This is a genomic window from Bartonella alsatica (assembly GCF_013388295.1).
Taxonomy (GTDB): Bacteria; Pseudomonadota; Alphaproteobacteria; order Rhizobiales; family Rhizobiaceae; genus Bartonella; species Bartonella alsatica.
On record NZ_CP058235.1, the window covers coordinates 1391517 to 1414663 of the forward strand.

The following is a 23147-nucleotide window of genomic DNA, read 5'->3' on the forward strand; positions in this document are numbered from 1 at the left end:
GCGCCCACCATCGTGCATTTGAACTGATCAATTTTCATGTAAATAATAATTGTATTTATGCTAAGCACTATCACTGATAATAAGTAAAGAAATCCATGGATAAAATAAAAAACAGCTTACCAAATTACTTAAGGTAAGCTGCAAGTTTAAAAAATAAATTTCTAACAAAAGAAAAAATAATCAAATAGCGAGATTTTTTAGTTTTCACCTATTAACCATCCAAGTATTCGAGTGAAGAGACCCATAATAGTTCCAGTCAAGAAACCAAAACCTAAAGCTCCTACAGTATTAAAAAGACCGAGTGTTAATGTGATTGGTTCAAACACTTTTACAACTTTTCCATTTTCTACTAGACAATTAGAACTTGGAACATAAAAAGCAGCTATACTGATCTCTTTCTTCCTGTCTGTTTCCATTAAGGAAACAGACATATTTTCTCGCTGAGGAACATTTTTCAAATAATTTGCATTAACATTTACACTTTGCGATAGAAAAAAAACACTCGCTATAAAAATATTAAATACATAATTTTTAAATACTTTTATCATAATTTTACCTCAAATATTTTCTACTTGCACATAAACCGCAGATGGTTGCCTTATTGTGCGTTTTTATAAATAATTATTTCAAACGCATAATAAGGCGATCTTAAAATGTTATGGTAGCCAGATTGTAGTTATACCTTCTGAATCAACCGTTTTGGATTTAGCCGCTGTCATTATATCTTGTATGATATCTTTTATGGGTCCTATCATAAGGCCTATGAGACTTAATACGTATCCGGCATAGAATAACCCTACTCCTATCGTCTCAACTAAAACTACCTTTTCAATTTTTCCTTCAATAGGATTCTTGCTTGTGGTTCCATAACTTATAGCAGGAACAGAGAGAGCGGTTATCTTAGTTGCTGTAGGTGACGTATTCTTCATTTTTTCCATTACGGAGACAGAAATGTTATCTTTTTGAGTACTGTTCCTCAACTGATTTGCATTAACATTCACTACTTGTGAAAGAGAAAAAGTAACAACTATAAAAATATTAAATACATAATTTTTAAATATTTTTATCATAATTTTACCTCATTTATTTTTTATTATCCAAAATGAATAATTAGATGCAGAATCTAGTAAACGTAAGATACGTAAGTGTTCAGAGTCCGCGTTGTCGTTATTTGAAAGTCTACTATCTATTTTGGTTAAGAATAAAGAACATAAAGTATAATTATCATAGTATTATTGGAAGGCTTCTACTATGGTTTTTATTATCCATCCTAAAAACATGCCCACCACACTTGTCCCATAACCAGCCAATATTCCAGCACCAAACGTTCCTAATGTGATAGGTTCAAGCAGTACATTTTCAATTTTTGCCTCAGAGGTAGTATTATTGTTTGCTTGATAAGTTAAGTTTGGAAGAGAGATAGCAGTCATGTTTGTTGCTTTTTCTCTTGTATGTTCCGTTACGGATATAGAAATACTATCTTTTTGCGTACTGTTCCTCAACTGATTTGCATTAACATTCACCACTTGTGAAAGAGAAAAAGTAACAACTATAAAAATATTAAATACATAATTTTTAAATACTTTTGCCATAATTTTACCTCATTTATTTTCTACATACCCTTAAGGGCGGTAAGCTAATTAACTTTGTTAATTACCTAAAGATGAAGAGCTGATTAATTACTGGTTTGATACATGAAGAATAATAATATAACACTACGTTTTAAGCATTATTGTTATATCCTTTATCCATCCTATTACAGAGCTTATAAAGCTTATTACGTATCCGGTAATCAACAGCCCCGTTCCTATCGTAACAAGTTCAACTACTTTTTCAATTTTTCCTTCAAAGAAAGTTCCGTGTGTCGTTCCATAGTTTACAGTTGGAATAGAGAAAGCGGTTGTCATAACTACTTTAGGCGCCATGTTTTCTGCTTTTTCCATTACGTAATCAACAACTTCCTCTTTTTGAGGAATGTTTCTCAAGTAATGTGCGTTAACATTAGCAATTTGAGAAAGAAAAAAAGCAACGACTATAAAAATATTGGTTACATTAAATACTTTTGCCATAATTCCACCTCATTTATTTTCTACCTTACTAGCATTAGAGATAGATGCATCTGAAGATGCATGATGATGTCCTAAATAAATACAAATCGTATCTATAAATTTCGCCACCTCTAGCAGTATAATCCATTATAAATTTATAGTCAACAAGAAAATGTGAACACTATGTATTTTATTGGATATAGATAAAAAGATTATAAATTTTATCTTATCTTATATAAAGTATGTTGGAAAATTTACTAAAGATGTAATATATATAAAATTATAATTTACCAAAAAGTGGTAGTTAGATAAGTTTATCATAAAGAAGAAAGCTATTAAAGTTATTCTTCAAGTCTGCATTAAAAATATTTTTTCATGTAGAGAATTACATAATAAGTCGTATGAGTAGTCTTTATTATTGTATAAGGATAGTATCATACAATGAGTAAATCTTAATTATTAGCTATAAATGAGATTTCTTAAACTGTATTAAAAAATATTTGTAGTTAGATTGATAGTTCTCTGTTTATTATCCAATGTGTAGTAAGAAAGAGGTATAAAAACTGTGAAGTCTTGATTAGCAAATAATTTTTTTAATAAATGTTAGAATTAACGGTAGAAATTTTATTCATAATAACAGTTGTTACAGATTTTATACTCAAAGACCATATTTAGAGCTTATCCGATTGGTGTGTTTGCCCATACTATTATTATTGAAAGAAAGAGTATGCTTCATTCTCAATTATATCAATTTTGTGTTTTGTTATGGTTACGAAGCAAAAGTATAGTTTTTTCATAAAAATAATATAGAATCTAAATTGGGTAGAGAAAAGATTGATAAATTATGACAATGATACACGCGAGTTATTTATCATCCTTAGCCAATGCAGTTGTGTTATAGCATTTATAGATTTGCCTTAGTCGAAGTGAAAGCATATTGATAGAAACAGATTGAGAGAGTTTATTAGCTGAAATGTGTTCAAGAGATCTTTTATGATAAATCTTGCCATGTTGCCATTGCTTCTAAGACTTTACTCAAGTGAGCATGTTTGGCGATAACTGTTTCAGCACCGGCTTCTGCAAGTGCATTAGAATGGCCAAAGTAACTGTGTGATCCTCCAGTAAAGCCAATGACGCGCATGCCTGCTGCTGTTGCAGCATGTACACCATGAAGTGAATCTTCTATAACAATAGTGTTTGACGGTTTTGCATGTAATTGTTGGGCGGCAAAAAGAAAAACATCAGGGGCTGGTTTAGTTTTTTTCGTTCCAACTTCAGGGGCAGAAAATATTTTATCTTTATCATCAAAAAGATCATAAAGATCAACAGTAATGAGCATTTCTTTTATATCCACGCTCTTTGCATTTGAGCAAATACAGTACGGATAACGAGTTTGAATAATTTCTAATATTTCTCTTATACCATCAATAGCACGTAACTCAGTTTTTATCTGTGCTCGAAAAAGATTTGACATTTGATCTATAAGATAAGCGGAAATTGGTTTTTCTGTTTCTTGTTCAACTTGTTGAAGAATATCTCGAAAGATAAGCCCTGCATAACGCTTACTCAATTCTCCAGGTGATATTTCATATCCTGTTTGTTTAAGTAATTGAGATCCAATTTTTGCTGCGAGATATTCAGAATCTACTAAAACTCCATCACAATCAAAAATAATGAGATCTATTTGAGGCATGAGATATTCCTTTACATGTGATTTATAGCTTGAGAACTTTTATAAAAATGCCATTGAGAGAATTTTATTTCATAAAAATATGCTCTGAAAGTGATTCTTATTCATTGGACAAAATAAAAGATATGGGAACAGTACGTTGAAGGAAAGAGAAATAGGAATTTTTTGATATGAAATTTCTTTAATTTTTTGAAAGAGTAAAAATGAGTATCAATTTTGCAGGAATTTAACGATACGTTTACTCTATTTTGTAAATATGAATTAGTAATGCGGGCCTATAAATTATTTTGGTTGATTATAGGGTAAATTCAGTTCATTTCGTTGGGTTTTTCATGACAGTTATTCAGCTTCAAAAAGATTTTGTTCGTACTCTCTCACAGACGCTATGGCGCAATAAAATTTTCAAGGGAGATTGTATTACAGTACTGGAAAAACTTCCAAAACATTCAGTTGATATGATTTTTGCCGATCCTCCTTATAATTTGCAATTGGATGGTGCTTTATATCGTCCAGATTACTCACTTGTTGATGCAGTCGATGATGCATGGGATCAGTTTGAAAGCTTTGCTGCTTATGATGCTTTTACGCGTGCATGGTTGCTTGCGTGTCGCCGCGTGTTAAAACCTAATGGGACGATCTGGGTTATAGGATCTTACCATAATATTTTTCGAGTTGGTACAGCATTACAAGATTTAGGTTTTTGGATGCTTAATGATATCATTTGGCGCAAAAATAATCCCATGCCTAATTTTCGGGGGCGTCGCTTTCAAAATGCTCATGAGACGCTTATTTGGGCTGTTCGAGATCAAAAGGATAAAAAGTACACATTTAATTATGATGCTTTAAAAGCTGCGAATGAAGATCTACAAATGCGTTCAGATTGGCTTTTTCCTCTTTGCACTGGAGCTGAACGTCTAAAAGATGGGGCAGGGCGTAAATTACATCCAACACAAAAACCACAAGCATTATTAGCCCGTATTATTATGGCTTCTAGTAAGCCTGGTGATATTATTCTTGACCCATTTTTTGGTTCGGGAACAACAGGCGCTGTGGCTAAATTTTTGGGGCGTGATTTTGTGGGTATTGAACGAGAACAAGATTACATTGATGCGGCATGTGAGAGGATTGCTGCGGTTAAACCTTTAGACAAACCAGAATTGGCAATTTTAGATAGAAAAAAAGCAGAACCGCGTGTAGCATTTAACAGTTTACTTGAAGCAGGTTTACTTTATCCTGGAGAAGTTCTTTATGATCGCAAGAAGCAATTATCTGCTATAGTAAGGGCTGATGGTACGATCATGCATGGTGGAGAAGCTGGTTCTATTCATGCAATGGGGCGAAAGGCTCAGGATTCACAAAGCTGTAATGGTTGGACATTTTGGTATTATGAAGAAAACGGACGATTGAAGTCTATAAATAATTTAAGAATGATAATACGTTCACAGATGTTAAAAACAGGTGTTCTATAAAGTACCAAACGGGCAGCATTATTATATTTACCAGTTCTTAATGTTATTTTTTTGTATTAAGACAATTTATAAAAAAGCGTATTTACTTCTTTTGCAAACATTTTTTATGCATACATCAATTGTCCTTATAATGTAGCAAGTGAATCTTTTTCTGATTCATCATAAAGAGGGTATGAAATGAGAATGGAACTAAAAAATTCATTTTTTTGAGTTATGAGAATTATTTTAATCTAAAGGAATCTGGAATCGCTAAAGCAATGGCTTTTTTCATGACTGTAGGAAGTGCTTCTTCGGCAAGATGCTGGATGTCGCACCACCAGCCATTTTCACGATTCATTTCGTGAATGCTATTGGTATAATAAACGTTGAGTTTTAGAGAAAAGTGGGTAAAAACATGTGTAATTTGTCCTTTAAATTGCCAGTTGGCGGTGCAGGGGGCATTTTGAAGTCCATTTTCGTTGTTTATTCCGATATTGTTAGGAATTTGGGTCATTCCACCTAGGAGTTTTTGGCCCTGTCGTTTTTCCAGATATATTTGATTATTTTCATTAAGTACAACAAAAGCAGCACCAGTTTTTGAAGGGCGTTCTTTTTTAGGCGCTTTAACTGGAAAAGACTCTGTTCTTTGCATCTTTGCTGCTTTGCACAAACTTTGAAGAGGGCAGAGGTAACAAGATGGTTTACGTGGTGTACAAATGGTTGCTCCTAGATCCATCATTGCTTGAGCAAAGTCGCCAGGGCGATTTAAAGAGATAATTTCTCGTGTTTTTTCTTTGATTTCAGCTTTTGCTTTTGGCAATACTGATGCGATAGCGAATAAGCGGGTTACCACGCGTTCGACATTACCATCAATAACTGCTACAGGGTGGTTAAAAGCAATTGCGGCAATGGCTGCTGCAGTATAGTCTCCAATACCAGATAAGGTACTCAATTCTTTTACAGATTGTGGAAATTTTCCTCCGTAGTTCTCAACAAGCTGTCTAGCACAATTTTTAAGATTACGTGCGCGTGAATAATAGCCTAGTCCAGCCCATGCTTTCATGATATCATCTTGTGAGGCTTTTGCTAAAGCAGCGAGGTCAGGCCACAGTTTCACAAATTTTTGAAAATAAGGTTTCACGGTTTCGACAGTTGTTTGTTGAAGCATGATTTCAGAAAGCCAAACTCGGTAAGGGTCAGGGTGAATGCCTTGTGCTTGTTTTTTAGGGGTAATGCGCCATGGTAAATCCCGGTGCTGTTGATCGTACCAAGAGAGAAGTTGCAAAGAAATTTCATGCATAATTATTTTCAACCATAGGGAGATATAAAATGCAAAAGAAAAAAGCATTTGTTTTATAACTCATGGTTTATTTTATCTTTTTAATTTATAGAGATTTAGGTTAAGCGTGAATATGATTTTGTTGATATTTGATAAGGTATTTGGGAGAAGAATAGTTTTTGGATTGAGAGAAATTGTTATAATTTAGTACATGGCTGAATATGATTTAGAAAAATGAGCAAACAATTTAAAAAACGTTATTTTTACTCTCTTTCTGAGATGGTCTCCAAAATGCTCGATCCAGTTTTACGTAAACGGACAGGACTGAATGTAGCACTTCTAGAACATTGGCCGCAGATTGCAGGTTATGATATTAGTGAACATACAATACCACTTAAAATTATTTGGAAACGTCGTGCGTTTCAAGATGAAGTTTTCCAACCTGCAACACTTGTTGTGGCATGTGAAGGGGCTGCTGCTTTAAAATTGATACATGAAACAGATGAATTACTCCACAGAGTTAATGTTTTTTTTGGGTATGTTGCTGTTGATCGTATTAAAATTGAGCAAAGACGTGTATCTGTTTTGACAAATCATTTGCCGATGAAGCCAGACCTGAGTGAAAAAGATAAAAAACATGTAGAGAAAATGCTGGAGGAAGTTGAAAATGAAAATTTACGCCAATCACTTTATGAACTTGGTTGTTGCATTTTTGCAGAAAAAAATAATAGATAAAGCAAGATATTTTATATATTTCTCTTTGGTATGTAGGAATTTTTAGATTCTTAATTAGTTTAATAACAATAGAAAAGTATTATTTATGCTAACGTGTCGTTCTTTTTTGTCTTTCGGGGTAATTTTTTTCTTAGTGGCAACTGTACAGATCAGTGCAACTGTCGTTATTGCTAGTGGCACTAAACCAGTTTCAACTGTTGATATGGCTAAAGTTCTTCAATTGACAAAAGTGAAGGATCGGTTTGAGGGTGAAGCGAATGCGCCAGTAACAATTGTTGAATACGCTTCGTTAACATGTATTCATTGTGCGTATTTTTATAATGATATACTTCCTCAAATTCGTAAAAAATATATCAAAACAGGCAAAGTAAAACTTATCTTCCGAGATTTTGCTTTTGATCCTCGGGCAACAGCAGGTTTTATGTTGGCACGATGTGCACCAGAAGATCGTTATTTTCCTTTGATAGAAGTCTTATTTCAAAAACAGCAGGAGTGGGTCTGGGGACAGGATGCTCTGACACCATTGAAGAAACTTGGCTTAATGGCAGGTTTTACGGAAGAAAGTTTTAACGCTTGTCTGAAAAACCAGTCTATTTTAGATGAAGTGAATGCATCTTTTGAGCGTGGAAAAGAGCTTGGTGTGACAGCAACACCAACCTTTTTTATTAATGGTAATAAGTATGAAGGTGTAATGTCTGTAGAATCCTTTTTTTCGGTGATTGATGATTTTCTTAAAAACTAAATTTTCTCTTCAGAAAAGTAGATATTGATTATTGTGGTGTTATCCTCCTTTTCAAGGAGAATAGATTTTGCTCATTTATGAAGCAAGATTTTCTTTAGTTTAGCCAATTTTCAATTGAAATATTGCTTTTGTTGATTAGCCTGGATCAAATAATATTTTGATAACGATATTAGGAGGACTGATACGATGACAAAATGGGTTTACAGTTTTGGTGATAGCAATGCAGAAGGAAGTGCGAACGAACGCAATCTTCTTGGTGGCAAAGGAGCTAATTTGGCAGAAATGAGTAGTCTTGGTTTGCCTGTACCTCCCGGATTTACTCTTACGACAGAAGTTTGTAATTTTTATTACGCGCATGACAAGTCATATCCAGAAGATCTACAAGAAGCTGTTAAACAAGCACTTCAACACATTGGCGAACAAACAGGACGTGAATTTGGTAACGAAAAAAGGCCGCTTTTACTCTCTGTTCGCTCGGGAGCACGGACTTCTATGCCAGGGATGATGGATACAGTACTTAATCTTGGTATGAATGATAAAACTGTAGAAGCGATTGCTTTACAAGCCAATAATGAACGCTTTGCTTATGACAGTTATCGACGTTTTATCCAAATGTATTCTCATGTTGTTTTAGGACTGGATCATTCGCATTTTGAAGAGATACTTGATGAGGCGAAAGTGCGCAATGGTTATGATATTGATACAGAAATGACAGCAGCGGATTGGAAAGATATCGTTATTTCTTATAAAGAATATGTTGAAGAAAAGCTGAAGAAGCCTTTTCCACAAGATCCTGAACAGCAGCTATGGGGTGCAATTGGGGCAGTTTTTTCAAGTTGGATGACAGCACGGGCAATCACATATCGTCGTTTACATAATATTCCTGAAAGTTGGGGAACAGCAGTTAATGTGCAAGCTATGGTTTTTGGCAATATGGGTGAAGATTCAGCAACGGGTGTTGCTTTCACACGTAATCCATCGACAGGGAAAAAAGAACTTTATGGTGAATTTTTAGTGAATGCGCAAGGTGAAGATGTTGTGGCGGGTATTCGGACTCCCCAAAATATCACAGAAAATGCGCGTATTGTTGCCGGTTCAAATAAGCCCTCTTTGGAAAGGATTATGCCAGAGGCTTTTTTAAAACTGTGTCAGATCGCACAGAAGCTTGAGCAGCATTATCAGGATATGCAAGATCTCGAATTTACAATTGAAAAAGGTAAATTATGGATGTTGCAGACTCGTTCAGGAAAACGAACGGCTCGTGCAGCTTTAAAGATGGCGATTGAAATGGTTGAGGAGGGGTTGATAAGTCGTGAAGAGGCGGTGATGCGCATTGATGCAAAATCACTTGACCAACTTTTACATCCGACACTTGATCCTAAAGCAGAACGTTTTGTTGTCGCACGTGGTTTACCTGCTTCTCCAGGAGCGGCAACGGGTGAAATTGTTTTTACTTCGGAAGAAGCAGAAACTGCTTCCGCAGAAGGTCGTAAAGTTATTTTAGTACGCATAGAAACAAGTCCAGAAGATATCCATGGGATGCACGCTGCAGAAGGAATTTTAACAACGCGCGGTGGTATGACAAGTCATGCTGCTGTTGTCGCGCGTGGTATGGGAAAACCCTGTATTTCTGGTGCTGGCAGTATACGGATTGATTATAATACAAATACAATGTTTGCTTCAGGGCAAAACTTTAAAAAGGGTGATGTCATTACGATTGATGGTGGAAGCGGAGAAATTTTTAAAGGAGAGGTTGCAATGTTGCAACCTGAGCTTTGTGGAGATTTTGCAAAGTTGATGGAATGGGCTGATGGAATGCGGCGTATAAAAGTTCGTGCTAATGCTGAAACACCATCTGATGCACGTATGGGACGTTCCTTTGGAGCTGAAGGTATTGGACTTTGCCGTACAGAGCATATGTTTTTTTCTGGTGAACGTATTATTGCTATGCGTGAAATGATTTTAAGTAATGATGAAAACGGGCGTCGTAAAGCATTGGATAAACTTTTGCCAATGCAGCGCTCAGATTTTAGTGAATTGTTTGAAATTATGTGTGGTTTGCCTGTTACTATTCGCTTGCTAGATCCACCGTTACATGAGTTTTTGCCAAAAACAAATACAGAAATTCTTGAAGTTGCAACAGCTATGGGAGTTTCTGCTGAAATGCTTGCTGAGCGTGCGCAGCAGTTACACGAATTTAACCCTATGCTTGGGTTACGAGGATGTCGTTTGGCTATCACTTATCCAGAAATTGTAGAAATGCAAGCGAGGGCCATTTTTGAAGCAGCAGCAGAAGCTGCCAAAAAATCTGGATCTTCTGTTATGCTTGAAATTATGGTTCCGCTGGTTGCGTTAAAATCTGAACTTGATTTTGTAAAAGCTCGTATTGACCAGGTGGCTGATGAAGTAATGAAGGAAAAGGGAAGCAAGATTCAATACATGGTTGGAACGATGATTGAACTTCCAAGGGCAGCTCTTCGAGCAAATGAAATTGCTGAAACTGCAGAGTTTTTTTCATTTGGAACAAACGATTTGACACAAACAACTTTTGGAATTTCACGTGATGATTCTGCTCCTTTTTTGGCAACATATGTTCAAAAAGGACTTTTAGAACAAGATCCTTTCATATCCATTGACCGTGATGGAGTTGGAGAACTTATTTCTATTGCTGTGCAGCGTGGGCGTTCACAGCGTGCAAAAATAAAATTGGGAATTTGTGGTGAACATGGAGGCGATCCTGCTTCTATTGCTTTATGCGAAGAAAATGGTCTAGATTATATTTCCTGTTCTCCTTTTCGGGTGCCAATTGCGCGTTTAGCAGCAGCACAGTCAGCTATTGCAAAAAAGATATAAAGTTTTGAGGTATTTTCATTCCGTGGCAGCTATTCTTATATTTAAATGATTCATAAGAAGTACATGTACTTCTTTTTAAAATATTTTTATCCACGCACTAATCTTTTTAATGACGTTCAAGCGAAAACTCTTTTCGGTTCATGTTAAAAAGAGTATGGCAAGAAAGTGTAATTATATTCGATGTTTTATTCCAAGTTTAAAACGAAGAGTTATCTTTGTAAGTCAATATATTAACTTTGGTACACAAAATAAGTCGTACGTACTCTTCATTTTCTTTTCTAAAAGGAAAAAATTCCGGGATGCATTATTGAGCTGTATGAGGAGAAAAAAGAAAAGCGTATCTTTGATATATTTGTGCAAAAAATATAAAATAGAATAGCATGTTATCATTACGTTTTCAGTTTTTACTTTACAACTAGATGTTCGCCTTCAATCCAACAAACCAATTTCACGCATTTTTATCAAAACTATATGATCAACCTTGCCTGTTATAGGAAGATCAAACATTTTTTGAAATTGCTTTAAGGCTTCTATTGTCTTTTGGTCTTCTATACCTGTGACAATAACTTCCTGATTACCAAAAATACGTAAAGCCTTTTGCACTTGTATAATATCTGTTACAAGAGGCTCAAAAACAGTTTTTTTTAAACGCGGCATACCTCTTGTCTTTATTTTCTCATTTATCATTTCCATTTCGCTCTGTTGAATTAATACCGCAATCTCATCTGTTTTAGTGTTGGATAAAATATTATTTTGCGTCTCCTGAGTGACTTGTTGTTTCCATAGCGCTATAGCACGACGCGTTTTAGGGCCTTCAATCCCATCTAAAGGACCATCATAAAGTCCTAGTTTTGCCAACTTCTTTTGTATTCTCAATAAACTTTCTGACAGAGAATGCGAAGATGAATTTTTGCGTAGTTGACTTGAAAAAGGTATGGAAGTAACACGAGAATCTGCATGAAGTTTTGCTTCTTTTTCGGATAAAGTAAAGTTTCCCCCTATCTCTGAATCAAATGTGGACTGTATTTTAGTAACGAAATTCTGGTGCATTACCATTTGCAAAAATAAAGCGTTAAATGAAACAAATCCAAAACTAATGATAAAAAGAAAAGCTCCAACGAAAAAAAAAGTATTTTTGCGTGTGTAAAAATATAATTTTTTTGCTATCCAAAAAAGAAAATGACCGCTCATAAGAAAAAACGTTATGATAATACTACTATAATATTTACGTTTTTTTACATTTTTTATTCTGCGTATCTTTCGTTTTTTTGTCATTATTTTTATTTTTATTCCAATTGCGATTGTTTCTCACACAGAAACGAATATGAATTATTCTTACTACCAGCCAGAGGGAGTTGTATCTCTATCGTTGTCTTCTCTTTACAAATTGTATAAATAAGGTTGTCATATAAATGTATAAACTGATAACTTAACAATAGCCCTCATTTAATTTTCTTAGTTTTATATTTTATAGCATTTTTATGTACATATAAAAAGAACTTCCAACTAAACTGTACTATTTTTACGTTTTTAAATCACATCGCCATATATCATCATCAAACTGAAAGGTGCTTCGTCATTTTCTCATTTTTCTTGCCTAATATATTTGATAGTGTTTGAAATTAAGTTAAAAACACATTTGCTTATTACGCTGTAGAGCTGATAGTAGTGTTATATTCTTTTTAAATATTTCACATGTACAGAGAGAGTTATATTTTAATATGAATCTACTCTTAATGTTCAATAAATTTCATAAGTGTTAACAAAAGTGATTTTGAAAATATCTGCGAGAGAATAGGCTAACTGCTTAATTCTTAATAATTTTTTATAAAATAGAAAATTACAACGTTTATTATGCAGTATCGTAATCCTTATGCATTGTTATGATTACTAGGGATATTTTTATCACAGTATATTTGCCTTCATTATATATCGTAATTGAGTGTAAGCTTGCATATTTTCAATGTTTTTTTGGCTATGCAATTTTAATGTTAATTTTTAAATGAAAGTATCAATACTTCTTCTTTGGACAGTTTTATCATGAATAATGTAAATTTGCTAAATAAATGCCTAATTTTATAAGATATTATTTTATAAATTTTTTATAAAGAAGAAGAGTATAGATTACTGTTTTTGTTTCATTTACAACTGTGGTACATTGATTGCTTATGATACGTTTTTTAATCAAATTATTATTTTTTTTGTTTTTTGTTTTTGTCATCATTTCATTTTTTATAGCAAAGCCGAGCAGTAATCATTCCTCTACCCAAAGAAATAGTGAGACAAAAACCAGTGATGTGATTATTGCTTTTAAGGATGCTTTAAATGATTTAGGTAAGTTCTGTGACCGTAATATAAAAGCCTGTGAAGTTGGAAAGTCCTTTTTAAGTTCACTTAGTGAACGTGCATGGTATGGTGCAAGAGCAGCTTACGAATATTGGGGACGTATATTGGATAACAAGAATATGGTAGCTTCCCCAGATGTTATTCCTAAGTAAGATAGGGACGCAAAAGTTTACACAAAAACAAAAAGCATTATCTTGAAATAAAAATTTTAATGCTCATCATTGGATTATGCTAAGAAGAATAAGCACTTATCTGTCAAAAATTGCATTCAATATGATCATTAAAACAGAACAGGATTGAAATTATGACAGAAACGATCGATGATATTATAGAAAACTTTTCTTTTTTGGATAATTGGGAAGATCGTTATCGTTATGTGATTGAACTTGGCCAAGGATTGCCGCCTTTTCCTGAAAGTGCTCGAAACGATACTCACAAAGTACCTGGCTGTGTTAGTCAAGTATGGCTTTTATCTTCACGTTCTGATTCAGAAAATCCAATAATAACTTTTCAAGGTGATTCTGATGCTCATATTGTGCGTGGGCTTATTTACATTCTTCTTGCCTTCTATTCAGGCAAAAAAGCCTCTGAAATTCGCAACGCTGATGCTGAAGGACTCTTTAAAAAACTTGGTTTAAACGAAAACCTTACACCACAACGATCCAATGGTCTTAAATCAATGATTGAACGGATCCGTAACGAGGGTTATGTATAAATAAACATCTCGTAGCAAAAACTATATAAATTCTTCACAGAAAACGCACCCCCTATAAAAAGCACTTTTATACACCATAGGTACCTACTTCTTTGAAGAATACAATTATTTGTTTTTTTTCCGTTTGCTTTTACGCCCAAGCCCCATTTCTTTTGCTAAAGCTGATCGCGCTTTTGCGTAATTAGGAGCCACCATAGGATAAGAACTATCCAACTGCCACTTTTCACGATATTCTTCTGGCAACATGCCATAATGCGTCATGAGATGACGCTTTAAAGATTTAAACTTTTTCCCATCCTCAAGGCAAATAAGATAATCCGGAAAGATCGAGCGTTTTGGGTTAACAGCAGGCCTTTGCTTTTCAACTTCGACTTCTGTTAATTCTGCATTCCCTGCTTTACGAAAAGCAGCATGGACATCAGCAATCAAACTTGGCACTTCAGTCGGTCGGATAGAATTATTACTTACGTAGGCAGCAACAATATTAGCAACCAATGTAATAACTATATTGCTTTCAGTCTCTAAGACTGGACGATGTTCCATTCTTGTTTCCTTTAATTAACGAGTAATTTAAAATCGAAATACAGCACGCATACTCATGATACAGAGATCTCACGCGCATGGATTTCATATTGTACAAAAATCTTTTTTGTCAATTCAATTATTCTATAAAATTGCCAAAACACAAAAAAATCAAATAAATACCTCTTTTTCGTCATAATATATAATAAGAAGAACCGACTTCTTACCTATTAGAATATAGTTTTTTCTATAAAATTTCACGTATAGAATAAAGTATATCATAACTGTAAAAATAATATAGTACCAATTTATGTATTTTGTAGCAAACAAAGAAATAACTCTATTAAATATAAAAATATAAATTTAAAAATTAAATTATATTTTTAAATTTATAATTTTTTTCTAGATTATAAATTTATCTATTAAGAGTGATTTATTGAAAACAAAAAGTAAATCAAAAGATTTTTAAAACTGAAAAATACGGTGAATAAAGTAAAAAATAACAATATATGAAAATATAACAGAATAATATAAACTCACATATCAGCATGGCACAGAAAACGCTTTTCGTTTTCAGATTATAATACTAATATTTTTTATATATTCCTAAAATAAATTTTGATTATTATGTCCAAAAGTCAATTCCACTATTTGAAGAAAATTTTAATTCTGCTATCAAATAGCCTCATTTTCTTTAGCTTGTCATTTCTATAAAAGTGAGTTTATCTTCATAGAAGGCAATACTCGTAGTATATGATAATGGTAATATATAATGCAAGGGTGGAAATTATTGCAGCTATATTTTACACACAAGTGGAACTTACGAAAATATGCTCTTGCATAAATGATATGATTCTAACATATAAGCGAAATCCTCAATACTTTTAACATAGGATCGTGTATGACCGGCTCTTTTGTACTTCCTCCCAAAGCTTCCAAAATTGTTTATCAAAAAATGTATCACGGTATTTGTCGTGATGATCCCTATCATTGGTTACGTGCATCTAATTGGCAAGATGTTTTTAAAAATCCTAGCTGTCTTGATGAAAAGATTAGGAATCATCTTGAAAAAGAAAATGCTTATCAAACTGCTCAAATGGCTGACACAAAGTCATTACAAGATTTGCTTTTTGCTGAAATGAAAAGCCGCCTCCTAGAGGAGGACAGTTCAGTTCCTGTAAAGCGTGGTCCTTTTGCTTATGGATTTTCTTATGTTACCGGAGGACAGCAACCACATTATTTTCGGACCCCAAGGAATGGAGGAGAAAAAAACGTGTACCTGAATGGTGATGCTTTAGCTGAAGGTAAGGAATATTTCAATTTTGGTTCAGTTCAAGAATCTCCTGATCACACACATGTTGTATGGACCTATGATGACAAAGGATCAGAGTTTTACAAAGCTAAAATTCGCAATTTAGAAACATTGTTTGATTATACGGATACAATTACTGATACATCTGGACAGATTGTGTGGGATGCTAAATCTGAAGGTTTTTTCTATACTAAGATGGATGCAAACCACCGTCCTTCAGAGCTTTATTATCACCGATTAAACACTGAACAATCACAAGATAAGCTCATTTTTCGTGAGAATAATCCAGGATTTTTCTTACATATAAGTGGTTCTAAGCTTAATGATATTATTTATATTAACATTCATGATCATGAAACGTCAGAAATTTGGTTGATCTCTGCTGAAGCACCATTTACAGCTCCTCAATGTGTACGCAAGCGACAAAAAGGTATTGAATACTCACTTACAGAAGGTGGTGATGTTTTTTACATTCTTACTAATTTAGATAATGCAAAAGACTTCAAAATTATGGTAGCGCCATACACATCTCCACAGTCAGAAAATTGGTCTGAGTTTGTACCACACCAGCTTGGATGCTTAATACTATCTCATGATGCTTATCAAGATTTTCTTATCTGGCTTGAACGTTTTGAAGGGCTTCCTCGTATAAAAATAATGGAGCGTACTACTCAAGAAATTCATTCCATTTCTTTTACAGAAGAAGCCTATTCCTTAGGACTACAAGGTGCGGCAGAATATGATAGCAAAACTATTCGCTTTTCCTATTCATCTATGACAACACCTGATCAAGTTTTTGATTATGAGATAAAAAGTCGCAAACGAATTCTCTTAAAAACGCAAATAATTCCTTCGGGACATAATAAAGACGACTATATAACACGGCGTATTATGGCAACAGCAGAAGATGGTGAGAAAATCCCTATCTCACTTTTTTATCATAAAACTACGACTCTCAATGGCGATGCGCCTTGTCTCCTCTATGGTTATGGTGCCTATGGCATCTCTATACCTGCCAGTTTTAATAGTAATGTACTTTCTTTAGTTAATAGAGGTTTTATTTATGCTATTGCCCATATTCGTGGAGGAAAAGAAAAAGGAGTCTCGTGGTATGAAAAAGGAAAACATCTCTTTAAATATAACACCTTTACAGATTTTATTGCTTGTGGACGCTATCTTGTAAACAATAAATTCACTGCTCATGACAGGCTTATAGCCCACGGCGGTTCGGCAGGAGGAATGTTGATGGGTGTTATCGCAAATATAGCTCCACAGGATTTTGCTGGGATTGTAGCGAATGTGCCTTTTGTTGATGTCTTAACAACCATGTTAGATGATTCTCTTCCATTAACTCCTCCAGAATGGCCTGAATGGGGAAATCCACTTGAATCACAAGAAGATTATAATCTTATAGCCTCTTATTCACCCTACGATAATGTCAAAGCGCAAAAATATCCTTCTATCCTTGCGATTGCAGGATTAACTGATCCTCGTGTAACTTATTGGGAGTCTGCAAAATGGGTGGCAAAATTGCGCGATTTAAAAACAGACAATAATACTATTTTATTACGTATTAATATGGATTCAGGTCATGCAGGGGCCGCTGGGCGTTTTTCAAAGTTGGAAGAAATCGCGTATATTTACGCATATATCTTAAAAATAGCGGGAAAAAATTTCTGTTAACTTGAATCTATACTCTATCATGGGCTCCATAGCTCGATGAATTATGGAGCCACTGATACAATATCAAAATTACGCAAACAGTTTAAAGTTTACAATTTTCATAAAGTTTTAAAACGTAGTCCCAATTAATTAAATTATCTACAAAAGCTTCAAGATATTTGGGGCGTGCATTGCGATAGTCAATGTAATAGGAATGTTCCCACACATCAACACCCAGAATAGGTTGAGCGTCATAGATTAAAGGATTTTCACCATTAGAAGTTTTCATAATTTCAAGTTTGCCATCTTTAACAGCAATCCATGCCCATCCAGAACCAAATTGAGCACCGGCAGTAGCAATAAAATCTGCTCGGAACTTATCGTATCCACCTAGATCAGATTCAATAGCCTTTGCTAATTTTTCAGGCAGTTTTTGACCACCACCACCTTTTTTCATCCAATGCCAAAAATGGTTATGATTGTAGTATTGTGCTGCATTATTGAACAAACTAATATTTTGTTTAAAGCTATTTTTAACAATATTTTCAAGGCTTTCATTTTCTAAGCCTAAATCTTTCACAAAATTGTTGGTATTGGTAAGATAAGCAAGATGATGCTTATCGTGGTGATATTCAAGCGTTTCACGTGACATATAAGGTGAAAGGGCATCATAGTCATAAGGCAACTCGGCCAATTCAAAAGCCATCTAAAAATCTCCTCGATTCTAATTGTTAAGCTCACTCCGCGAATCTAATTTGCCATTTACAGCATTTAAAAGCAAACATTGAATATTGTGTGTATCAATTTAACTTTAATGATCATCTCTTCATAAAGTTGCTTTTTCTGGTTATACTTTCTTAATCAATTAAAATGACATGGGTTTATATAAGTTTGTTTCTGCAAAAATTTACAGACTCTTCACTTAACGAAGAACGCAAATATCTTCTTTTAAGGGGTAAAAAGTAATTAACACTCAGTTTATGTAATATATTATTTAAATTTTTTTCAACATCCAATATTATGCAAATGTCTTCACCTATTTTTGCAAAAGTTTTATTAAGTTATTGCGTTACTAGTATACCATTTTTTGAAAATCATAATTTTTTCAAAGAAGTAGAAGCAGTTTTCTTTTGCAGATACCATTGATTTTTTCGCACAAACCTACAATATTTTGTAAGTCAAGTATAATGGGCATTCTACACATATGAGCCAAAAAGAGGATTTTTTACGATGATCATAATACGTTTATGATGTATTATTTCATTTGAGTGGTTTTGGGTTTGAATGCGTTAAAAAAAGACACTATATATAGGCTATAGGCGGTGCTGATTGTTAAATACGTTAAAAATACAAATTCAATTTTTGCTGTCAGTGGAAAATGGAATAAGAAGATAAAATGGCACAATACAAAAAATGTAGAATAACTAATAGGTAATCAGTCCTTGTTTTAGATGTATAAAATACGTACAAGTTTTTGTTACGAATTTTGCATCAATATGACATGAACAAGACTTGAAAACTTTTAAAAAATAAGAGCTTTGATTTTCAGATATTGCACACTCTCACGGGAATCGCTATAAGGTACGCAGGGGGAGATGTGGGCATGTTGTTCTTTTGGGGTATAGCCAAGCGGTAAGGCACCGGTTTTTGGTACCGGCATTCCCTGGTTCGAATCCAGGTACCCCAGCCAGTGTTAGTAAAACATTATGAGGCCAATCATATAAAAGTCCGGGAATTTTAATTTTACTGATTTAATTTACTGAGTCTTTTAACTTATTTTCCATCTATCCTGGGCTTTTTTGTAGTTTTTAAACTGATTTAATTGCTAATCGCTTTATATTTATAATTGACAGAGGACACGCTTTTCGTTTTAGAAGTGCAAATTTAGAAGTGTAAATGAGCACAAGTTTTTGTTATGAATTTTGTTCCTATCAGCTCTTGTAGTAAAAGTGGCGTATTATCCTTGGTTAAGCCAAAAAGTATTTTGAGTGTCAAACTGTTGCTCTTACATTGTTGGACGGAGTGTTACTCGCTTTCTTAATCAATTGCTGTATTGTTTTTTAGTTTCTGCTATATTTGTTATTCACTCCAAGAGGTTTTTATAAAAGGAAACAATTGCACCAATTCAATCTTACTATAGCACAATACCTCTAAGGGTCGTTTACCTATCCTCACCACATTGTTTCTAAACCTTTGTTTTGTTTTCGGTTCTTTAAAATTTTCAGTACCAGTATCATTTTTTCGTTAATATTTTTCGCCCTATCCATATGGTTTAGATTTCAGTATTTAATTATCACTTCTTTTGATCGCTTTGGATGAAGAGATCTATCTTAATACGCACCAATGTCACTTTCAATCTTTTGGGCTGAAAAGGTTTCCTGTATCGTGGTGATATTTATCTGGGCAGCTACTCTACTGCTTAACAACTTTAAGTTGCGATATAACGAGAATTAATTTTACATATAAAATGCTTTAGTCAATGGTTTAAATAGCAGCTAAATCAACGATTAGATGAAAGATAGTGTACATTATGCGGAAATAAAAATAGCTTTAAAACTTGTTGATTTATGAAGCATTATGATAGTTTTCTCCTCGTTTAATAGGGTTGCAGCATTATAGTTTCCAAATTCATTCTTTGGGTTTTAAAAGGCGTGATGTCCGTTTAAGTAAAGCGGCAAGGACAAAGCTTCAAGAGGTTTTAGAAAGCATAATCAATCCGCCAAGCTAACCATAACCCTTCATATCAAGATGTTACGCTAAAAATATCACCCGTAGTAGCGCCTTTAGACAATATAATCAGTTTGATCATAAGAAAATATCCCCTCAATAATTGATTTTCAGAAATTTTATTCATAAGAGTGTATGGGAGAGGGAAGACTCAGATAATTCATTTTCAATTGATTTACAAAAGCTATGCGGATAGATTTTGTACTCTATAGCAACACCAATGGGTGATTTTCTGTGCCTCATCATCTTCATTACGCCGAATAGCATAGTAATACTTCTGGTTGGGAAACATATGCTACTGCATGTCATATACCATACCAGCAGCATGTCCATGGGGCGCTACGCAATCAGTAGACCACATCTATTCTCCATCTCGCTAATTAGTATCAGGCAAAGGCTTGCCCTTCTCAAGTATAGATTGATTGATTTTTCTCGTCTAAAAAAGCTCAAATAACAAAGGCATAAAATTCTTCGCACTCATTTTTATAGAGCTTGTATTACCCAGTTTGTAAGGCTGATCCTATATTGAATTCTATATCCCAAATTCGCCAATGGCGATATAAGGGGGACGTATTAAAACGATAAAATTCTCAAAGCTGTAAGAGAATGGCCGATAATTTTTCATTTACACACATTACCTTTCCTGTAGGGATTATTCTAAAATTTTGGTGATAGGCTCAAAGAATAAGAAATTAAGGCTGTCTTTCTGTAATAACATCAGCTGTCACAGTCATTTTGGGAATAAATTTCAGCTTTTTACCATCCAAGCTGATATGATCTTGATTGATTTTGATCAAAGAAGTGTAGGTACCATTAATTTCTTTATCATGGCGTGCCGTAGCTCACCCACATTAACTACTGTACTGTAAATAGAGCCGAAACATTTAGGTGGAAAGGCAGAAAACTTTACTTAAGCACATTGCTTACTTTCCAAAAAAACAATGTTTTGATTATCAAAAAACGTTTCAACAATAAAGGTCGCCCATGTCAGAACCAATACGTAAAATTTACCTGCCTCTACAAGACCACTCAAAGTGTGGATACTTAAATCATTAATGTGTCTATCAACGAAGGCATAGAGTGATAAGTGGTCACGGCGGTATTGAGTGCTGTCAAGCTTTACTTTTAAATTCTGAAACATTATTCTGTTTCGCACGAAAATTGCTAATAACGAGCAATTTCATCGGAAATGGGGTTTTGTCGTTGCTGGTGGAGAATATCTATTTCGGCGGCGTTTTCTTCCGAACGCTTTTGATTGGTTAAAATTTCATGCTCCACATTTTTAAGGTCATGTAAACGCTCTAAATAAAGTGGCTTGGCTAATGACTTTTGTTTCCATCAAGCTTTTGGCAGCTTTTAGTTTGCCTTGGCTTAATTGATAATCATCTGCTAGTTTATTCAATTACGCATATTGTGTAGCACCACTGAGCACGACGCGATCAGATTGGGCTCATTTATCTTGTAGAGATTGAAGAGTAGCGCTAATGAGTTTTTTTCCCTTCCGTTTTTGCAGTCTTACTGCTGGAGGGAGGAATTTGCAGATAAGCAAACCCTTTACTTACAAAGTCTTTATCCAGAGCATCACGTTCACTCAAAATTGTTAAAATAGCTACTGCGATTTGTGCTTGAAGAGTGTGCGGTGCGATATCCGCTTGAACACTTGCGCGTTCATTGAGTGCTTCGCGTTGATCCAATTGGATAAGGAGATCGCCTTGATGAATAAGTTGTCCTTCTTTGACGAGGATTTTCTCAATACGACCTATATTTGTGCTTGAATCAGTTGAATATAAGCTATGGGAATAACCTTCTTTGCTCTTGTGAAACAATTTCTGTTTTTGTGACAAGATTTCCAATTACAATAAAAAGAAATAAAGCGATCAAAACAGCAACTACCATGTGAAGTGTTGGTGACAAAGGACGTAAGCGAGGAGTCTTATCCACTATTTTTGCTTTCAAATCAGTAAAATTAAATACGGTTGCATGCTGAGGAAAAAGGTCACGTTTGTGAGTACTTACAAGAACGATGTGCTTTTACGAAAGCTTATATAAATGCCCACAATCTGTGCACTGATAGTATCATTTTATGCAGAAATAGGTTCATTTAAGATAAAATGGTGTATTTTATCAGAAAGAACAAGCTAATACTAAGCGTTAACGTTGTTCACCTGATAAAAAATACCTTGCTCGTCCATTTGTGTATTCAAGCCCTTGAGGCAATTAAGCGATTAAATCATAGCAAACACTAACATAAAGTGCAGTGTTGATTTCATCTTTGGTGGCATCAGGTTTTGCAAGACACATATTCTCAAGAATGCTTCTAGAAAGAAGGCACGGATTTTAGGGAAAATACGAGATTTTTTTACACATGCTACGGACATCAAAATTTTATAGGCCTTGGCTCTTAATCAATATTTACTCACTTGTTGGAGAATAGAAACCACAAAATAGCTTTGCTAAAGTTTATTTTCCACAGCTTGAAGAACCAAGTCACATAATGGGATGCCTAAGACGTAAACAGATATCAAGATAGTTAATAATTGGCTTATCTCTATAAGAAAAACAGATATGGTTGGCTTCAAAATAAGGCATTTTGATAAGCTGAAGGGGTAAGTTTCTCCTCTTCCCATCCTCATGGGGAGTTAAGAATATCACCCAAACGAAGACGAAAAATTTTTAGGTGTTGCCATTCTTTCCATAAAGAGGCAAGGCTTAATATAGGACCAGAAATATTAGCTAGCGAAAAGATAAAAGGCAATAAATTGCCCTAGCGTGATTTGATTTTGAAAAACTGCTTGAGCACCAAAAAAATAACAAAAATGGTGAAAAGATCGCTAAAAATGTGACTCATGGCTCCATTTAGAAGATGCAATTTAGCAGTTGTGATGCTTTGATCCAAATTACGAGTTAAAGTTTTTTGCGTACGTGTTGTATCGTCTGGTTCTTTCACATGCACTTTGATAGTTTCAAGATTGATAAAACTTTTGATGAGATGAGATTGATGGGCTACTTGCAGGGAGTGAAGGTATGGCGTAATTGGCGACGTAAAAAAGAACCGACCAATACTAAGA

The 23147-nt window shown here is 34.4% G+C and carries 17 protein-coding genes and 1 tRNA gene; 8 read left to right on the top strand and 10 right to left on the bottom strand.

Features of this window, described 5'->3' with window-relative positions; all coding sequences use genetic code 11:
- Window positions 1-197 precede the first annotated feature (197 nt).
- The 5 genes from HWV54_RS05700 to HWV54_RS05720 all read right to left on the bottom strand — a co-directional run bounded on the left by HWV54_RS05700 (window position 198) and on the right by HWV54_RS05720 (window position 3741).
- Window positions 198-548 carry a hypothetical protein gene (locus HWV54_RS05700; RefSeq protein ID WP_005865836.1) on the bottom strand — a complete coding sequence of 117 codons (351 nt, stop codon included), beginning with the start codon at window positions 546-548 and terminating at the stop codon, window positions 198-200.
- Window positions 549-656: 108 nt separating this feature from the next.
- Window positions 657-929, bottom strand: coding sequence for a hypothetical protein (locus HWV54_RS07090; RefSeq protein ID WP_245256316.1), 273 nt, complete (start codon window positions 927-929; stop codon window positions 657-659).
- Window positions 930-1232: 303 nt separating this feature from the next.
- Complete coding sequence (locus HWV54_RS05710; protein ID WP_005865832.1) at window positions 1233-1592, bottom strand: hypothetical protein; 360 nt, start codon at window positions 1590-1592, stop codon at window positions 1233-1235.
- 123 nt (window positions 1593-1715) lie between these two features.
- Window positions 1716-2069: a hypothetical protein gene (locus HWV54_RS05715; RefSeq protein ID WP_005865830.1), complete on the bottom strand. Its 354-nt coding sequence runs from the start codon at window positions 2067-2069 to the stop codon at window positions 1716-1718.
- A gap of 970 nt (window positions 2070-3039) precedes the next feature.
- Entirely contained in the window at window positions 3040-3741 is a 702-nt protein-coding gene (locus tag HWV54_RS05720) for an HAD family hydrolase (RefSeq protein ID WP_005865828.1), read from the bottom strand.
- Between the two features lie 329 nt (window positions 3742-4070).
- Here HWV54_RS05720 and HWV54_RS05725 point away from each other — a divergent pair, with 329 nt between their 5' ends.
- Window positions 4071-5207 carry a site-specific DNA-methyltransferase gene (locus HWV54_RS05725; RefSeq protein WP_005865826.1) on the top strand — a complete coding sequence of 379 codons (1137 nt, stop codon included), beginning with the start codon at window positions 4071-4073 and terminating at the stop codon, window positions 5205-5207.
- A gap of 220 nt (window positions 5208-5427) precedes the next feature.
- Here the strand turns inward: HWV54_RS05725 and mutY are convergent, their stop codons facing one another.
- The gene (gene mutY, locus HWV54_RS05730) at window positions 5428-6534 is read right to left on the bottom strand and encodes an A/G-specific adenine glycosylase (protein ID WP_005865824.1); all 1107 of its coding nucleotides are present in this window, start codon (window positions 6532-6534) and stop codon (window positions 5428-5430) included.
- Window positions 6535-6699: 165 nt separating this feature from the next.
- Here mutY and HWV54_RS05735 point away from each other — a divergent pair, with 165 nt between their 5' ends.
- The 3 genes from HWV54_RS05735 to ppdK all read left to right on the top strand — a co-directional run bounded on the left by HWV54_RS05735 (window position 6700) and on the right by ppdK (window position 10795).
- Window positions 6700-7200 (top strand): DUF721 domain-containing protein, encoded by a 501-nt coding sequence (locus HWV54_RS05735; protein WP_040296394.1) that lies wholly within the window; start codon window positions 6700-6702, stop codon window positions 7198-7200.
- An 85-nt stretch (window positions 7201-7285) separates the two neighbouring features.
- Window positions 7286-7942 (top strand): DsbA family protein, encoded by a 657-nt coding sequence (locus tag HWV54_RS05740; RefSeq protein WP_005865820.1) that lies wholly within the window; start codon window positions 7286-7288, stop codon window positions 7940-7942.
- A gap of 186 nt (window positions 7943-8128) precedes the next feature.
- A complete protein-coding gene (gene ppdK, locus HWV54_RS05745; protein WP_005865818.1) occupies window positions 8129-10795 on the top strand; it encodes a pyruvate, phosphate dikinase in 2667 nt (888 codons plus the stop codon).
- 429 nt (window positions 10796-11224) lie between these two features.
- Here ppdK and HWV54_RS05750 read toward each other — a convergent pair whose 3' ends face one another.
- A complete protein-coding gene (locus HWV54_RS05750; protein ID WP_005865817.1) occupies window positions 11225-12070 on the bottom strand; it encodes a peptidoglycan-binding domain-containing protein in 846 nt (281 codons plus the stop codon).
- Between the two features lie 893 nt (window positions 12071-12963).
- Here HWV54_RS05750 and HWV54_RS05755 point away from each other — a divergent pair.
- Both HWV54_RS05755 and HWV54_RS05760 read left to right on the top strand, forming a co-directional pair.
- Complete coding sequence (locus HWV54_RS05755) at window positions 12964-13293, top strand: DUF5330 domain-containing protein (RefSeq protein ID WP_005865815.1); 330 nt, start codon at window positions 12964-12966, stop codon at window positions 13291-13293.
- Between the two features lie 152 nt (window positions 13294-13445).
- Window positions 13446-13856: a SufE family protein gene (locus HWV54_RS05760; protein ID WP_005865813.1), complete on the top strand. Its 411-nt coding sequence runs from the start codon at window positions 13446-13448 to the stop codon at window positions 13854-13856.
- Window positions 13857-13961: 105 nt separating this feature from the next.
- Here HWV54_RS05760 and HWV54_RS05765 read toward each other — a convergent pair whose 3' ends face one another.
- Window positions 13962-14399, bottom strand: coding sequence for a Ros/MucR family transcriptional regulator (locus HWV54_RS05765; RefSeq protein ID WP_005865811.1), 438 nt, complete (start codon window positions 14397-14399; stop codon window positions 13962-13964).
- Window positions 14400-15279: 880 nt separating this feature from the next.
- Here HWV54_RS05765 and HWV54_RS05770 point away from each other — a divergent pair.
- Window positions 15280-17373: a S9 family peptidase gene (locus HWV54_RS05770; RefSeq protein ID WP_005865809.1), complete on the top strand. Its 2094-nt coding sequence runs from the start codon at window positions 15280-15282 to the stop codon at window positions 17371-17373.
- Between the two features lie 82 nt (window positions 17374-17455).
- On the opposite strand, the gene HWV54_RS05775 is transcribed toward HWV54_RS05770, so the two are convergent.
- Window positions 17456-18058 carry a superoxide dismutase gene (locus tag HWV54_RS05775; RefSeq protein WP_005865807.1) on the bottom strand — a complete coding sequence of 201 codons (603 nt, stop codon included), beginning with the start codon at window positions 18056-18058 and terminating at the stop codon, window positions 17456-17458.
- A gap of 909 nt (window positions 18059-18967) precedes the next feature.
- Here HWV54_RS05775 and HWV54_RS05780 point away from each other — a divergent pair.
- Window positions 18968-19042, top strand: a tRNA-Gln gene (locus tag HWV54_RS05780).
- Window positions 19043-21560: 2518 nt separating this feature from the next.
- Here the strand turns inward: HWV54_RS05780 and HWV54_RS07095 are convergent.
- Window positions 21561-21905, bottom strand: coding sequence for an efflux RND transporter periplasmic adaptor subunit (locus HWV54_RS07095; RefSeq protein WP_246271234.1), 345 nt, complete (start codon window positions 21903-21905; stop codon window positions 21561-21563).
- Window positions 21906-23147: the final 1242 nt, after the last annotated feature.